General features: G+C 62.1%; 13 protein-coding genes and 5 tRNA genes. 7 read left to right on the top strand and 11 right to left on the bottom strand.

Annotated elements, in window-relative coordinates:
• The first annotated feature begins 162 nt into the window (after positions 1–162).
• Genes CAG18_RS16305 through lpdA form a run of 4 tightly spaced genes read left to right on the top strand, consistent with a single transcriptional unit; the run spans position 163 to position 5,124 of the window.
• Positions 163–1,395 (top strand): 3-methyl-2-oxobutanoate dehydrogenase (2-methylpropanoyl-transferring) subunit alpha, encoded by a 1,233-nt coding sequence (locus CAG18_RS16305; protein ID WP_013973636.1) that lies wholly within the window; start codon positions 163–165, stop codon positions 1,393–1,395.
• Between the two features lies 1 nt (position 1,396).
• Positions 1,397–2,455: an alpha-ketoacid dehydrogenase subunit beta gene (locus CAG18_RS16300; RefSeq protein WP_015271253.1), complete on the top strand. Its 1,059-nt coding sequence runs from the start codon at positions 1,397–1,399 to the stop codon at positions 2,453–2,455.
• Entirely contained in the window at positions 2,456–3,742 is a 1,287-nt protein-coding gene (locus CAG18_RS16295; RefSeq protein WP_015271254.1) for a dihydrolipoamide acetyltransferase family protein, read from the top strand.
• A gap of 2 nt (positions 3,743–3,744) precedes the next feature.
• Positions 3,745–5,124 (top strand): dihydrolipoyl dehydrogenase, encoded by a 1,380-nt coding sequence (gene lpdA, locus CAG18_RS16290; RefSeq protein ID WP_085721194.1) that lies wholly within the window; start codon positions 3,745–3,747, stop codon positions 5,122–5,124.
• 179 nt (positions 5,125–5,303) lie between these two features.
• Here the strand turns inward: lpdA and CAG18_RS16285 are convergent, their stop codons facing one another.
• The gene (locus tag CAG18_RS16285) at positions 5,304–6,302 is read right to left on the bottom strand and encodes a diguanylate cyclase (RefSeq protein ID WP_085721193.1); all 999 of its coding nucleotides are present in this window, start codon (positions 6,300–6,302) and stop codon (positions 5,304–5,306) included.
• A gap of 93 nt (positions 6,303–6,395) precedes the next feature.
• Entirely contained in the window at positions 6,396–7,274 is an 879-nt protein-coding gene (locus CAG18_RS16280) for a LysR family transcriptional regulator (protein WP_085721192.1), read from the bottom strand.
• Positions 7,275–7,395: 121 nt separating this feature from the next.
• Here CAG18_RS16280 and CAG18_RS16275 point away from each other — a divergent pair, with 121 nt between their 5' ends.
• Together CAG18_RS16275 and CAG18_RS16270 are read left to right on the top strand one after the other, a co-directional pair.
• Positions 7,396–8,130 carry an AzlC family ABC transporter permease gene (locus tag CAG18_RS16275; RefSeq protein ID WP_015271258.1) on the top strand — a complete coding sequence of 245 codons (735 nt, stop codon included), beginning with the start codon at positions 7,396–7,398 and terminating at the stop codon, positions 8,128–8,130.
• Positions 8,127–8,453, top strand: coding sequence for an AzlD domain-containing protein (locus tag CAG18_RS16270; RefSeq protein WP_015271259.1), 327 nt, complete (start codon positions 8,127–8,129; stop codon positions 8,451–8,453). Before CAG18_RS16275 ends, CAG18_RS16270 begins: the two co-directional genes overlap by 4 nt.
• A 74-nt stretch (positions 8,454–8,527) precedes the next feature.
• Here CAG18_RS16270 and CAG18_RS16265 read toward each other — a convergent pair.
• A tRNA-Arg gene (locus tag CAG18_RS16265) sits at positions 8,528–8,604 on the bottom strand.
• A 111-nt stretch (positions 8,605–8,715) separates the two neighbouring features.
• Positions 8,716–9,309: a phosphonate metabolism protein/1,5-bisphosphokinase (PRPP-forming) PhnN gene (gene phnN / locus CAG18_RS16260; protein ID WP_085721191.1), complete on the bottom strand. Its 594-nt coding sequence runs from the start codon at positions 9,307–9,309 to the stop codon at positions 8,716–8,718.
• A gap of 345 nt (positions 9,310–9,654) precedes the next feature.
• Between phnN and CAG18_RS16250 the strand changes: the two genes are divergently transcribed.
• Positions 9,655–9,981 carry an Arc family DNA-binding protein gene (locus tag CAG18_RS16250; RefSeq protein ID WP_015271261.1) on the top strand — a complete coding sequence of 109 codons (327 nt, stop codon included), beginning with the start codon at positions 9,655–9,657 and terminating at the stop codon, positions 9,979–9,981.
• A gap of 81 nt (positions 9,982–10,062) precedes the next feature.
• On the opposite strand, the gene mgtE is transcribed toward CAG18_RS16250, so the two are convergent.
• The 7 genes from mgtE to CAG18_RS16215 form a co-directional block, all read right to left on the bottom strand.
• Complete coding sequence (mgtE, locus tag CAG18_RS16245) at positions 10,063–11,505, bottom strand: magnesium transporter (RefSeq protein WP_015271262.1); 1,443 nt, start codon at positions 11,503–11,505, stop codon at positions 10,063–10,065.
• Positions 11,506–12,036: 531 nt separating this feature from the next.
• Positions 12,037–12,113 (bottom strand) — tRNA-Arg (locus CAG18_RS16240).
• Between the two features lie 72 nt (positions 12,114–12,185).
• Positions 12,186–12,262: transfer RNA gene (locus CAG18_RS16235), tRNA-Arg, on the bottom strand.
• Positions 12,263–12,333: 71 nt separating this feature from the next.
• Positions 12,334–12,410: transfer RNA gene (locus CAG18_RS16230), tRNA-Arg, on the bottom strand.
• A 106-nt stretch (positions 12,411–12,516) separates the two neighbouring features.
• Positions 12,517–12,607, bottom strand: a tRNA-Ser gene (locus tag CAG18_RS16225).
• Between the two features lie 72 nt (positions 12,608–12,679).
• Entirely contained in the window at positions 12,680–12,868 is a 189-nt protein-coding gene (csrA, locus tag CAG18_RS16220) for a carbon storage regulator CsrA (RefSeq protein ID WP_003254503.1), read from the bottom strand.
• A 165-nt stretch (positions 12,869–13,033) separates the two neighbouring features.
• Positions 13,034–14,269 (bottom strand): aspartate kinase, encoded by a 1,236-nt coding sequence (locus tag CAG18_RS16215; protein WP_013973645.1) that lies wholly within the window; start codon positions 14,267–14,269, stop codon positions 13,034–13,036.
• Positions 14,270–14,350: the final 81 nt, after the last annotated feature.

The raw sequence follows: 14,350 nt of genomic DNA, 5'->3' as shown, positions 1-14,350 counted from the left end.
TGTTTATCTGCCCTGCTCGGCAAAGGCAACCAACTTGAGAGAAAAATTCTCCTGCCGGACCACTAAGATGTAGGGGACGCTGACCTACCAGTCACAAGCCGGTACTCAGCGGCGGCCGCTTCAGAGCTCACAAAAACAAATACCCGAGCGAGCGTAAAAAGCATGAACGAGTACGCCCCCCTGCGTTTGCATGTGCCCGAGCCTACCGGCCGGCCAGGCTGCCAGACCGATTTCTCCTACCTGCGCCTGAACGATGCAGGTCAAGCCCGTAAACCCCCAGTCGATGTCGACGCTGCCGACACCGCGGATTTGTCCTACAGCCTGATCCGCGTGCTCGACGAGCAAGGCGACGCGCAAGGCCCGTGGGCCGAAGACATCGACCCGCAAGTTCTCCGCCAGGGCATGCGCGCCATGCTCAAGACGCGGATTTTCGATAGCCGCATGGTGGTCGCCCAGCGCCAGAAGAAGATGTCCTTCTACATGCAGAGCCTGGGTGAAGAAGCCATCGGCAGCGGCCAGGCCTTGGCGCTGAACCGCACCGACATGTGCTTCCCCACCTACCGCCAGCAAAGCATCCTGATGGCCCGCGACGTGTCGCTGGTCGAGATGATCTGCCAGTTGCTGTCCAACGAGCGCGACCCGCTCAAGGGCCGCCAGTTGCCGATCATGTATTCTGTGCGCGAGGCCGGTTTCTTCACCATCAGCGGCAACCTGGCGACCCAGTTCGTGCAGGCGGTCGGCTGGGCCATGGCCTCGGCGATCAAGGGCGATACCAAGATCGCCTCGGCGTGGATCGGCGACGGCGCAACCGCCGAGTCGGACTTCCACACCGCCCTCACCTTTGCCCACGTGTACCGCGCCCCGGTGATACTCAACGTGGTCAACAACCAGTGGGCGATCTCCACCTTCCAGGCCATCGCCGGTGGCGAGTCGACCACCTTCGCCGGCCGTGGCGTGGGTTGCGGCATTGCCTCGCTGCGGGTCGATGGCAACGACTTCGTCGCCGTGTACGCTGCCTCGCGCTGGGCCGCCGAACGCGCCCGCCGTGGCCTGGGCCCGAGCCTGATCGAGTGGGTCACCTACCGTGCAGGCCCGCACTCGACCTCGGACGACCCGTCCAAGTACCGCCCGGCCGATGACTGGAGCCACTTCCCGCTTGGCGACCCGATCGCCCGCCTGAAGCAGCACCTGATCAAGATCGGCCACTGGTCCGAGGAAGAACACCAGGCCACCACTGCCGAACTGGAAGCCGCGGTGATCGCCGCGCAGAAGGAAGCCGAGCAGTACGGCACGCTGGCCAACGGTCACATCCCGAGTGCAGCCTCGATGTTCGAGGACGTGTACAAGGAAATGCCCGACCACCTGCGCCGTCAACGCCAGGAACTGGGGGTTTGAGATGAACGACCACAACAACAGCATCAACCCGGAAACCGCCATGGCCACCACTACCATGACCATGATCCAGGCCCTGCGCTCGGCCATGGATGTCATGCTCGAGCGCGACGACAATGTGGTGATCTACGGCCAGGACGTCGGTTACTTCGGCGGCGTGTTCCGCTGCACCGAAGGCCTGCAGAACAAGTACGGCAAGTCCCGTGTGTTCGACGCGCCGATCTCCGAGAGCGGCATCGTCGGCACCGCCGTGGGCATGGGTGCCTATGGCCTGCGCCCGGTGGTGGAAATCCAGTTCGCCGACTACTTCTACCCGGCCTCCGACCAGATCGTTTCCGAGATGGCGCGCCTGCGTTACCGCTCGGCCGGCGAGTTCATCGCCCCGTTGACCCTGCGCATGCCCTGCGGTGGCGGGATCTATGGTGGCCAGACCCACAGCCAGAGCCCGGAAGCGATGTTCACCCAGGTGTGCGGCCTGCGCACTGTCATGCCGTCCAACCCGTATGACGCCAAGGGCCTGCTGATCGCCTCGATCGAATGCGATGACCCGGTGATCTTCCTGGAACCCAAGCGCCTGTACAACGGCCCGTTCGACGGCCACCACGACCGCCCTGTCACCCCCTGGTCGAAGCACCCGCAAAGCGCCGTACCCGATGGCTACTACAGCGTGCCGCTGGACAAGGCAGCCATTACCCGCCCCGGCAATGACGTGACCGTGCTGACCTACGGCACCACGGTGTACGTGGCCCAGGTGGCCGCCGAAGAAACCGGCGTCGACGCCGAGGTGATCGACCTGCGCAGCCTGTGGCCGCTGGACCTGGAGACCATCGTCGAGTCGGTGAAAAAGACCGGCCGCTGCGTGGTGGTACACGAAGCTACCCGCACCTGCGGCTTCGGCGCCGAACTGGTGTCGCTGGTACAGGAACACTGCTTCCACCACCTGGAGGCGCCGATCGAGCGCGTCACCGGTTGGGACACCCCCTACCCCCACGCACAGGAATGGGCTTACTTCCCAGGGCCTTCGCGGGTAGGTGCGGCATTGAAAAAGGTCATGGAGGTCTGAATGGGCACGCACGTCATCAAGATGCCTGACATTGGCGAAGGCATCGCGCAGGTCGAGTTGGTCGAGTGGTTCGTCAAGGTCGGCGACATGATCGCCGAAGACCAGGTGGTGGCCGACGTCATGACCGACAAGGCCACCGTGGAAATCCCTTCGCCGGTCAGCGGCAAGGTGCTTGCCCTGGGTGGGCAGCCCGGTGAAGTGATGGCGGTCGGCAGCGAGCTGATCCGCATCGAAGTGGAAGGCAGCGGCAACCATGTGGATGTGCCCACCAAGGATGTGCAAAAGCCCGAACAGGTCGAGGCCCCCGCGGCCCCGGTAGCCGCCAAGCCAGAGCCGCAGAAGGAAGCAAGACCGGCCGCTTGCCAGGCGCCTGTCAACCACGAAGCAGCCCCGATCGTGCCGCGCCAGCCAGGCGACAAGCCGCTGGCCTCGCCGGCGGTGCGCAAGCGTGCCCTGGATGCCGGTATCGAACTGCGTTACGTGCATGGCAGCGGCCCGGCCGGGCGCATCCTGCACGAAGACCTCGACGCCTTCATGAGCAAGCCGCACAGCGCTGGCGGGCAAGCGCCGAGCGGCTATGCCAAGCGCACCGACAGCGAGCAGGTACCGGTGATAGGCCTGCGCCGCAAGATCGCCCAGCGCATGCAGGACGCCAAGCGCCGCGTCGCGCACTTCAGCTATGTGGAAGAAATCGACGTCACCGCCCTGGAAGCCTTGCGCCAGCAGCTCAACAGCAAGCACGGCGACAGCCGCGGCAAGCTGACCCTGCTGCCGTTCCTGGTGCGCGCCCTGGTCGTGGCACTGCGCGACTTCCCGCAGATCAACGCCACCTATGACGACGAAGCCCAGGTCATCACCCGCCATGGCGCGGTGCATGTGGGCATCGCCACCCAGGGTGACAACGGCCTGATGGTACCGGTACTGCGCCATGCCGAAGCTGGCAGCCTGTGGAGCAATGCCGGCGAGATCTCGCGCCTGGCCAACGCTGCTCGCAACAACAAGGCAAGCCGCGATGAGCTGTCCGGTTCGACCATCACCCTGACCAGCCTGGGCGCACTGGGAGGCATCGTCAGCACGCCGGTGGTCAACACCCCGGAAGTGGCGATCGTCGGCGTCAACCGCATGGTCGAGCGGCCTGTGGTGATCGACGGCCAGATCGTCGTGCGCAAGATGATGAACCTGTCCAGCTCGTTCGACCACCGCGTGGTCGATGGCATGGACGCCGCGCTGTTCATCCAGGCCGTGCGCGGCCTGCTCGAACAACCCGCCTGCCTGTTCGTGGAGTGAGCATGCAACAGACTATCCAGACTACCCTGTTGATCATCGGCGGTGGCCCTGGCGGCTACGTGGCTGCCATCCGCGCCGGGCAACTGGGCATCCCCACCGTGCTGGTGGAAGGCCAGGCACTGGGCGGTACCTGCCTGAACATCGGCTGCATCCCGTCCAAGGCGCTGATCCACGTGGCCGAGCAGTTCCACCAGACCTCGCGCTTTGCCGGCCCGTCGGAGCTGGGCATCAGTGTCGCCTCGCCGCGCCTGGACATCGGCCAGAGCGTGGCCTGGAAGGACGGCATCGTCGACCGCCTGACCACCGGCGTCGCAGCCCTGCTGAAAAAGCACGGAGTCAAGGTGATCCATGGCTGGGCGAAGGTGCTCGACGGCAAGCAGGTCGAGGTCGATGGCCAGCGTATCCAGTGCGAGCACCTGTTGCTGGCCACTGGCTCCAGCAGCATCGAACTGCCAATGCTGCCGCTGGGCGGGCCGATCATTTCCTCGACCGAAGCCCTGGCGCCGAAAACCCTGCCGCAGCACCTGGTAGTGGTGGGCGGCGGCTACATCGGCCTCGAGCTCGGCATCGCCTACCGCAAGCTGGGCGCCCGGGTCAGCGTGGTGGAGGCGCGCGAGCGCATCCTGCCAACCTACGACAGCGAGCTGACCACCCCGGTGGCCGAATCGCTGAAGAAGCTGGGCATCACCCTGCACCTGGGGCATAGCGTCGAAGGTTACGAAGGCGGCTGCCTGCTGGCCCGTGATGGCCAGGGCGGCCAACTGCGCCTGGAAGCCGACCAGGTGCTGGTGGCCGTGGGCCGCCGGCCACGCACGCAAGGTTTCAACCTGGAGTGCCTGGACCTGAAGATGAACGGCGCCGCCGTCGCCATCGACGAGCGCTGCCAGACCAGCATGCGCAACGTCTGGGCCATCGGCGACGTGGCCGGCGAACCGATGCTGGCGCACCGGGCCATGGCCCAGGGCGAGATGGTCGCCGAGATCATCGCCGGCAAGGCGCGCCGTTTCGAACCCAGCGCGATCGCCGCGGTGTGTTTCACCGACCCGGAAGTGGTGGTGGTCGGCAAGACCCCGGAGCAAGCCAGCCAGCAAGGGCTGGACTGCATCGTCGCGCAGTTCCCGTTCGCCGCCAATGGCCGGGCCATGAGCCTGGAATCGAAAAGCGGTTTCGTGCGGGTGGTGGCGCGCCGTGACAACCACCTGATCCTGGGTTGGCAGGCGGTTGGCGTGGCGGTTTCCGAGTTGTCGACGGCGTTTGCCCAGTCGCTGGAAATGGGCGCGTGCCTGGAGGATGTGGCCGGCACCATTCATGCCCACCCGACACTGGGTGAGGCGGTACAGGAAGCGGCGCTGCGCGCGCTGGGCCACGCCCTGCATATCTGACACTGAAGCGGTCGAGGCCGATTTGGCCCGCAGCGCCCCTGGCGTTGCGGGTCTTTTTTCAGGGGCGAGTCAGTGCCGGCCTCTTCGCGGGTAAACCCGCTCCCACAGGGACATCACTGCCCGTGAGAGCAGTGGCGCACCTGTGGGAGCGGGTTTACCCGCGAAGAGGCCGGCACTGACTACTCGGCAATGGCGTTCTTGCCGCTCCCCTTGGCCCGGTACAGCGCCTTGTCGGCACGCGCCAGCAGTGCATGCTGGTCCTCCCCTTCCTCCCGTTGCACCACACCGTAGCTCATGGTCAGCCGGCAATCGCCCACCGGCTCTATCTGCGCCATCGCCTGGCGCAAGCGTGCAGCCACCTCCAGTGCCTCGCCCAGCGACTCCTGCGGCAATACGATGACGAACTCGTCCCCACCCCAGCGCGCCAGCAGGTCCTGCTCCCGCAGGCAGGCACGCAGGACGTCGACCACCCGCAACAGCGCCGCATCGCCATGGGCATGGCCATAGCGGTCATTGATCGGTTTGAAGTCATCCAGATCCATGGCTATCAGCGACAACGGCTGGCGAAAGCGCTGGGCACGCTCGCACTCCAGTTGTAACGCCTTCTCCAGCCGATAGCGATTGGCAATGCGGGTCAACGCATCACGCTCGGCCAGCTCGCGGTTTTCGTCCAGCTGCCGCTGCAACTGCTGGTTCACCCAGGACAGCTCGCGAGTGCGTTCGGCCACCTGGCTTTCCAGCGACTGGTTCCTCTGCTGCAATTGCGCCACCAGGCGCTTGTTGGCGTCAATGTTGCGGTGGGCACCAAGCATGCGCGCCACCGAGCCGTCCTCGTTATGGGCGATGATGTAACCGCTGTCTTCTATCCACAGATAGCTGCCATCCTGGCAACGGCAGCGGTATTCGACCAGATAGTGCTCGTTACGCTGGTTGATGTACGCCTCGAAATGCGCCATCACCCGTGGGTAGTCCTCCGGGTGGATCACGCTTTCCCAGGTGAGCACCGAGTTGGCCATGGAGTGGCTGGGGTAGCCAAGCATGGCGTACCAGCCCGGGTTGCGATAGACGTAGCCGGTATTGGCATTCCAGTCCCAGATACCATCGCTGATAAGATCGAACAACGTACGCAACTGCTGCTCACTGAAGCCGGCAGGTACCGGCCGGGTTTCCTGACTCATTGACGCTCTCCCTGACGGCTGGCGCACCCGAACAGAATAGCCCCGACGCCCTGTTTTTGCGGCGCTTTGAAAGCAGGCATGGATCGAGGACGCTCAAGCCAGATGCAACAGCGCCTCCTCCACCGCGGCAACCACCTGGTTGCCCTTGGCACCCGGCAGCCGCCATGCGGCGATGGTCACACCCAGTGGCACAGCGCGGTCGATGGGGGCGACCAGTTCACCGCTGTCCAGGTAGCGCTGCACCAGGCTTTTGCGCCCTATCAGCACCCCGGCGGCCAGCAAGGCTTGCTGCAGGGCGATCGAGTACAGGGAAAAACCCGGCCCACGGGCAACGAACTTGTGCCCGGGCATCACCGCCCCCGTCCACACCGCCCAGTCGTTCCAGCCCACGTCAGCGATGCAACGGGCGTCGGCAAGGTCCTCGGGCTTGGTGATGCTGGTGGCCAGGGCCGGCACGCACACGGGCAGGATTTCTTCCGTGGCTATCCTGCGTTGCCAGCGCTCGGGCTTTTCGGTGTAGAACAGGCACAGGTCGAACGGGCTGCGCTTCAGGTTGGGCGGCTCATCCACCGCAGTCACCGAGATCTCGATGGGTGCCAGCAAGCGGGTCAGTTCCGGCAGGCGTGGCCCGATCCACAACTGCGCCAGAGCAGGCGATGTGACGATATGCACCCGCTGCGGTGCCGCCAGGCGGCGCAGTGCGCGCGCAGCGGCTTCCACGGCGTCGAATGCCTCGGTGAACTGGCCTTTCACGCTTTCGCCCAAGGGCGTCAGCCGTACGCCTTTGGCATGGCGATCGAACAAGGCCGCGCCGTATTCGTTCTCCAGGGTCTTGACCAGGGCGGCGATGGCCCGCGGTGTCACCTTCAGTTCGAGTGCGGCACGGGCAAAACCGCCCAGGCGGGCTGACGCTTCGAAGGCACGCAAGGCATTGAGCTGCAGCGAGTGCCGGGTAGGGGTGTCGAGGTACACGGTTTCAGGCCTATTTTTTTTAGGCCTACTATTTCAGAAATCTGACGTTGTGGCCAACTGTCGCGCGCATTAACGTGGACGTGCCGCCCTTGTACCGCCTGCACACTTTCAAGGATTTCAAATGCCGTATCCAAGCGCGCCCCAAGCGTTCAGGCAAGGTGCCCACAGCGCCCTGCCATTGACCTCCGGCATAGTGCCCTTCGGCCTGATCACCGGGGTCACGGCGATCGGCATGGGCCTGTCGCCAACCGATGCCATCGGCATGACCTTGCTGTTCTACTCCGGTTCGGCGCAGATGGTGGTGATGCAGTTGATGCAAAGCGCCGCCCTGCCGGTGACCATGGTAGTCACCGCGCTGGTGATCAACCTGCGCTTCCTGATGTACAGCGCCAGCCTGGCCCCGCACCTGGGCCAGTTGCCCCGCCGCCGCAAGTGGCCGATGGCGTACATGCTGTCGGACCAGTCCTTCGCCCTGTGCATGCTGAAGATGGGCACGGGCGGGCTGGGACAGTATGCGTACCCCTACTATGCCGGTACGGCAATCACCATGTTCTTTGGCTGGAACCTCTCGGTGCTGGCGGGCATGTACCTGGGCGCGAGCATTCCTGAAGACTGGTCGCTCGGCTTTGCCATTCCCTTGTCGTTCCTGGCCCTGTTGATACCCGGCATTCGCAATGCAGCCACGCTTGGCGCAGCGCTGACCGGCGGTGTGCTCGCCGTACTGGCCGTCGACCTGCCCTACAACCTCGGCCTGCTGGCTGGCGCGCTGGGCGGCATCATCGCCGGGCTGGCCATCGAGAACTGGCAAAAACAGCAAACTGCGGCAGAAGCCAATACCGAGCAGGAAGCATCATGAGCGAAACGACCCAGTGGATGACCTTCATTCTGATCGGCCTGGGCACCTTCGCCATCCGCCTGTCGTTCATCGAGTTGCACACGGTGTTGCGCATCCCCCCACTGTTTCGCCGCGCCCTGGCGTATGTGCCAGCCAGCGTGTTGGCCGCATTGGTACTGCCGGCCGTGGTATTCCCGGACCGGCAGGCGGGGTTCGACTGGATGAACCCACAGATACCAGCGGCGATACTTGCCGCGCTGGTGGCGTGGCGTACGCGCAGCACGATGCTGACGCTGATTGTAGGCATGGGAGTGCTGTGGGCCTTGAAGCATCTGGGGATGTAGGAATACGCAGCTTCAAGGCTTCCCGATTTCGCGTCACCAACACCGGGTGAACGCGGTAAGGGAACGAAAGGAAATGGCGTCCCAGGCAGGAATTGAACCTGCAACCTTCCCCTTAGGAGGGGGATGCTCTATCCAATTGAGCTACTGAGACGCAAGTGCCGGCAGCGAACGCTGCACAGCAGGACGGCCAGCATGTTAACCAGCATGCTGGCGTTTGTCATGCCTAAAGCGGGCTTTTTCGCGTAATCCTTTTCTGCCAATGCTACACCTGCGCCAGCACACCTTCACCATGCAGCAGCGTGAACAATGCCGCGACTGCGGTTTCCAGAGTGGTGGAGTTGTCCAGCACATGCAGCGACGGATCAGCCAGCGCCTGCAAGCGTGCGTTACGTGCCAGGCGCTGCTCGATTTCCTCTGCGCTTTCCCGGCCACGGGCCAACAGGCGCTCGCGCAGCACTCCGTGCCTGACCTCCACCAGCACTGCCAACAGGTTCGGGTAGCGCCGGCGCGCCTCGGCGAGATAAGCCCGCGAACCATTCACCAGCACCGACCTGCCCGCCGCCAGCCACTGATCCACCTGCAGTGGAATGCCGTAATCCAGGCCATTGGCGCGCCAATGCATGGCGAACGCGCCCTGTGCTCGCATTGCTTCGAACTGTTCGGCCGTTACGCCATGGGCGGCTTCGCCCTTGGCTTCAGCCGAACGGGTAATGACGCGACGAGCGATTTCCACCCCGGCGGCTGAAAGCCGCTGACGGGAAGCGTCAATCAGGGAATCTTTCCCGGAACCCGACGGTCCTACCAGATATATCAACCGGCCTGTGCCTGATTGGCGGTCGCTTGCATCATGTTGCATAGCCACTATGCTCTATGGAGGAAAACCCGCACATTCTAGGGATATTCCCAGCCTTTTGCTGCGTTTTACCAGTTTTTGACGGCAAGAGTCTGACGATTGGGCAAGCCGGTGCATGTAAAACTTTTCAAACCAGTACTCATTTCTGATAATTGGTACTGGCACAAAGCCTTTATCCGGCTCACTATTTGTCACAGAATTGACGCCAAGGAAACGGCGACCATGAGGCAAGATGAGCATCCATTTTTCACAGACGGTTGAACATTTCGTCGTCGCCACGGTCGTACTACCACCCCGTGCGGCCAATTTGAGAACCGCTTCCCCTGAACCAAAATCTGGTCAATTTATATGCGCCCAATGAAACAGGCTATTTATTCGAGCCGCACCGCTGACAAGTTCGTCGTCCGCCTGCCCGACGGGATGCGTGAGCGCATTGCCGAGGTAGCGCGCAACCATCACCGCAGCATGAACTCCGAAATCATCGCGCGCCTGGAACAGAGCCTTATCCAGGAAGGTGCGCTGGGTGACGATTTGAGCATGCGCCTGGACAGCCCCGAACTGTCCCTGCATGAACGCGAATTGCTGCAACGCTTCCGCCAACTGTCGCACCGCCAGCAGAACGCGCTGGTGGCCCTCATCGCTCACGATGTGGAAATGGCTGCCGACGCCTCCTGAGGTTTGCAGCCGAACACAAAAAAGCCAGCGTAAGCTGGCTTTTTTGTAGGTGGCGTCCCTGCAAGAGACGCGATCCGCAGGTTACAGCAGAAACACTGTGGCCAGCCCGAGGAAGATGAAGAACCCACCACTGTCGGTCACCGCGGTAATCATCACGCTGGAGCCCATCGCCGGGTCGCGCCCCAGGCGTGTCAGGGTCATCGGGATCAACACCCCCATCAAGGCCGCCAACAGCAGGTTCAAGGTCATCGCCGCAGTCATCACCAGGCCCAACGACCAGCTGCCATACAACCAGAACGCCACCGCACCGATCACCCCGCCCCAGATCAGGCCGTTGAGCAGCGATACCGCCAGCTCCTTGCGCATCAGGCGGCTGGTGTTGCCCGGCGACACCTGGTCCAGCGCCATGGCACGCACGATCATGGTGATGGTCTGGTTACCGGAGTTGCCGCCAATGCCTGCCACGATCGGCATCAGTGCGGCCAGGGCCACCAGTTTCTCGATCGAACCTTCGAACAGGCCGATCACTCGCGAGGCAACGAAAGCGGTAATCAGGTTGATGGCCAACCAGGCCCAGCGGTTGCGCAGCGAACGCCAGACCGAGGCGAAGATGTCTTCTTCCTCGCGCAAACCGGCCATGTTCAGCACTTCGCTTTCGCTTTCCTCACGAATCAGGTCGACCATTTCGTCGATGGTCAAGCGGCCGATCAGGCGTTCGTTCTTGTCCACAACTGGCGCAGATACCAGGTCGTAACGCTCGAAGGCCTGCGCCGCATCATAGGCATCTTCCTCGGGGTGGAAGGAGACCGGATCGGTCGCCATGACCTCCGCCACCTTCTTCTCCGGGTCGTTGACCAGCAGGCGCTTGATCGGCAATACACCCTTGAGAATGCCGTCATAGTCGACCACGAAGAGTTTGTCGGTGTGGTTCGGCAGCTCTTTCAGGCGGCGAAGGTAGCGCAACACCACTTCCAGGCTGACGTCTTCGCGGATGGTGACCATCTCGAAGTCCATCAGCGCACCAACCTGCTCCTCGTCGTAGCTAAGCGCCGAACGCACGCGCTCGCGTTGCTGTGCATCGAGGGTTTCCATCAGCTCGTGAACAACGTCACGCGGCAGCTCTGGAGCCAGGTCGGCCAGCTCGTCGGCGTCCATTTCCTTGGCGGCGGCGAGCAGCTCGTGATCGTCCATGTCGGCGATCAGCGATTGCCGCACGGCGTCGGACACTTCCAGCAGGATGTCGCCATCGCGATCCGAGCGCACCAGCTGCCAGACCGTCAGGCGGTCTTCCAGGGGCAATGCTTCGAGTATGTAGGCGATGTCGGCGGGGTGCAGGTCGTCGAGTTTGCGCTGCAGCTCGACGAGGTTCTGGCGGTGGACCAGGTTTTCCACCAGGTCGTGGTGGGCGCCTTCCTGACGGTGGGTCAGGTCTTCTACCACGCGCTGGCGCTGCAGCAGTTCGACCACCTGGGCCAGGCGGTCCTGCAGGCTTTCCTGCGCTTTTTTTACTTCTACTTCAGTCATAGGCGAACTCCACTCCCAGCAGCGGAGCACGCCGGGAGAATCAATCGGTCAGATCTTTCTGTATGAATCTTGTTAGCGAGTAACTACTGGGTAAGTCCATGGTGGTTTTCCACAAGCCCCGGCGGGGCTGACGGGCGCAATCATACACTGCTAAAGCTGTCAGATCGCTTAAAATTTTTGGCCAGAACAATCGTTTGCGTGATAAAGCTGGGACAACGCTCGAAGCTATCAGTGCGACGGTGGGTCTGGCGGTTAAAGCACATTTGTTGTGTGCCTGGATGTGTATGCGATACCTGATCGAATTCGGGGCTGCTTTGCAGCCCTTTCGCCGGCAAGCCAGCTCCCACAGGGACAACACAGTCCAGAGAGCAGCGCGATACCTGTGGGAGCTGGCTTGCCGGCGATGGGCCGCATGGCGACCCCAAGCTACACCACAATCATTACAGAAGAGCGTAGATCGACATCAGCAACAATTCATTGGCGTAGAAAAACAAAAAGCCCGCTCAACTGAGCGGGCTTCTTGATTTGGTGTGGCGGACTCAGGAGGATTCGAACCTCCGACCGCTCGGTTCGTAGCCGAGTACTCTATCCAGCTGAGCTATGAGTCCGTGGTGGTATTTTTAGACCAGATTACCACTGGTTGGTTGAAGTGCCTTTGCAAGCAGAGCCACTTCAAAAAGTGGCGGACTCAGCAGGATTCGAACCTGCGACCGCTCGGTTCGTAGCCGAGTACTCTATCCAGCTGAGCTATGAGTCCGCGATGGTAGTTTTAGACCAGATTACCACTGGTTGATTGAAGCAGCCTTGCAAGCAAAGCCACTTCAAAAGTGGCGGACTCAGGAGGATTCGAACCTCCGACCGCTCGGTTCGTAGCCGAGTACTCTATCCAGCTGAGCTATGAGTCCGTGTCTTGCCGCGCATTATAGGTCGCTGAAACATTTTTGCAAGAACTTTTTCGTTTAAAATCAACTACTTAGCGTTCTTACCGTTTACAGCGCCCTAAGCGAATAATGGCGGTGAAGGGGGGATTCGAACCCCCGATACCCTTATGAGGTATACTCCCTTAGCAGGGGAGCGCCTTCGGCCACTCGGCCACCTCACCGCAACACGAGGCGAATATTAAACAGGCTCTTCCTCGTTTGCAACCCTTTTTTTGAAAAAAACTTCAAAAAAATTAAAGGCTTGGCTCCTCGTCCTTCTCTTTCTTGATCCGCAGGTAGATTTCCTCGCGGTGCACAGCCACTTCTTTCGGGGCGCTGACGCCAATACGCACCTGGTTGCCTTTTACGCCGAGCACCGTCACGGTGATCTCGCCGTCTCCAATGATCAGGCTCTCGGCGCACCGACGAGTCAGAATCAACATAGCTTTCTCCTTACGCAAAACATTCAGGGGTAACAGTCTTGGGTGTCGCGGCCTGGTCGTGGACGACGACCTGGGCCTGGTTGATCGCCACACAGGGCAGGACGGGCCTGCGTGGCGAGCAGAAACGCGAAGGGCGCGGCAAGCCGCGCCCTTCCAGGCAGCGTATTACTCGCTCTGTCGTGCCGGGGCATCGAGCTCGAACGCGGTGTGCAGCGCGCGTACGGCCAGCTCCAGGTACTTCTCTTCGATCACGACCGAAACCTTGATCTCGGAGGTGGAGATCATCTGGATGTTGATGCTCTCCTTGGCCAGGGCTTCGAACATGCGGCTGGCAACACCGGCGTGCGAACGCATGCCGACGCCGACGATCGAGACCTTGGCGATCTTGGTGTCGCCGATCACTTCACGGGCACCGATTTCGCGGGCAGTGTTTTCCAGCACGCTCTGCGCCTTCTCGTACTCGTTGCGGTGCACGGTGAAGGTGAAGTCGGTGGTGTTATCGTGGGCAACGTTCTGCACGATCATGTCGACCTCGATGTTCGAGGCACTGATCGGGCCGAGGATCTTGAAGGCCACGCCCGGGGTGTCCGGCACGCCGCGAATGGTCAGCTTGGCTTCATCACGGTTGAAGGCGATACCGGAAATGATCGGCTGTTCCATGGATTCCTCTTCATCAATGGTAATGAGGGTACCCGGACCCTCCTTGAAGCTGTGCAGCACGCGCAGCGGAACGTTGTACTTGCCGGCGAACTCCACCGAACGGATCTGCAGCACCTTGGAACCGAGGCTGGCCATTTCCAGCATCTCTTCGAAGGTGATCTTCTCCAGGCGCTGGGCCTGCGGCACAACACGCGGGTCGGTGGTGTAGACGCCATCGACGTCGGTGTAGATCTGGCACTCGTCAGCCTTCAGCGCAGCCGCCAGGGCCACACCCGTGGTGTCGGAGCCGCCACGGCCAAGCGTGGTGATGCTGCCGTGCTCGTCGACGCCCTGGAAGCCTGCTACCACGACCACGCGGCCTTCCTTGAGGTCGGCACGAATCTTCTGGTCGTCGATCTGCAGGATGCGCGCCTTGTTGTGTGCGCTGTCGGTGAGAATGCGCACCTGGTTGCCGGTGTAGGACACCGCTGGCACACCGCGCTTGATCAAGGCCATGGTCAGCAAGGCAATGGTGACCTGCTCACCGGTCGACACGATCACGTCCAGCTCACGCGGAACCGGCTGATCGGTGATCTGCTTGGCCAGGTCGATCAGGCGATTGGTTTCACCGCTCATTGCCGACAGCACAACCACCAGGTCGTCGCCCGCTTCACGGTGTTTCTTGACCTTATCGGCTACCTGCTCGATCCGCTCGATGGAACCGACAGAGGTGCCGCCAAATTTCTGTACGATCAACGCCATTTCAATGGTGCCTCAGCCCATACAGGGCCCCAAAAAACAATCCAACATGAAGAGGCCGGATGGGAGTGGCCTGTGTGGCTA

This window comes from Pseudomonas sp. B22(2017) (assembly GCF_002113105.1).
Taxonomy (GTDB): Bacteria; Pseudomonadota; Gammaproteobacteria; order Pseudomonadales; family Pseudomonadaceae; genus Aquipseudomonas; species Aquipseudomonas asiatica.
Note: the sequence above shows the minus strand (reverse complement) of the source record. Positions and strands in the feature narration are given on the sequence as shown.

Excerpts from the sequence above, each read along its gene's own strand:
- CAG18_RS16305 (WP_013973636.1), top strand. The coding sequence starts at position 163 with ATGAACGAGTACGCCCCCCTGCGTTTGCATGTGCCCGAGCCTACCGGC.
- CAG18_RS16300 (WP_015271253.1), top strand. The coding sequence starts at position 1,397 with ATGAACGACCACAACAACAGCATCAACCCGGAAACCGCCATGGCCACC.
- CAG18_RS16295 (WP_015271254.1), top strand. The coding sequence starts at position 2,456 with ATGGGCACGCACGTCATCAAGATGCCTGACATTGGCGAAGGCATCGCG.
- lpdA (WP_085721194.1), top strand. The coding sequence starts at position 3,745 with ATGCAACAGACTATCCAGACTACCCTGTTGATCATCGGCGGTGGCCCT.
- CAG18_RS16285 (WP_085721193.1), bottom strand. The coding sequence starts at position 6,302 with ATGAGTCAGGAAACCCGGCCGGTACCTGCCGGCTTCAGTGAGCAGCAG.
- CAG18_RS16275 (WP_015271258.1), top strand. The coding sequence starts at position 7,396 with ATGCCGTATCCAAGCGCGCCCCAAGCGTTCAGGCAAGGTGCCCACAGC.
- CAG18_RS16270 (WP_015271259.1), top strand. The coding sequence starts at position 8,127 with ATGAGCGAAACGACCCAGTGGATGACCTTCATTCTGATCGGCCTGGGC.
- phnN (WP_085721191.1), bottom strand. The coding sequence starts at position 9,309 with ATGCAACATGATGCAAGCGACCGCCAATCAGGCACAGGCCGGTTGATA.
- CAG18_RS16250 (WP_015271261.1), top strand. The coding sequence starts at position 9,655 with ATGCGCCCAATGAAACAGGCTATTTATTCGAGCCGCACCGCTGACAAG.
- mgtE (WP_015271262.1), bottom strand. The coding sequence starts at position 11,505 with ATGACTGAAGTAGAAGTAAAAAAAGCGCAGGAAAGCCTGCAGGACCGC.
- csrA (WP_003254503.1), bottom strand. The coding sequence starts at position 12,868 with ATGTTGATTCTGACTCGTCGGTGCGCCGAGAGCCTGATCATTGGAGAC.
- CAG18_RS16215 (WP_013973645.1), bottom strand. The coding sequence starts at position 14,269 with ATGGCGTTGATCGTACAGAAATTTGGCGGCACCTCTGTCGGTTCCATC.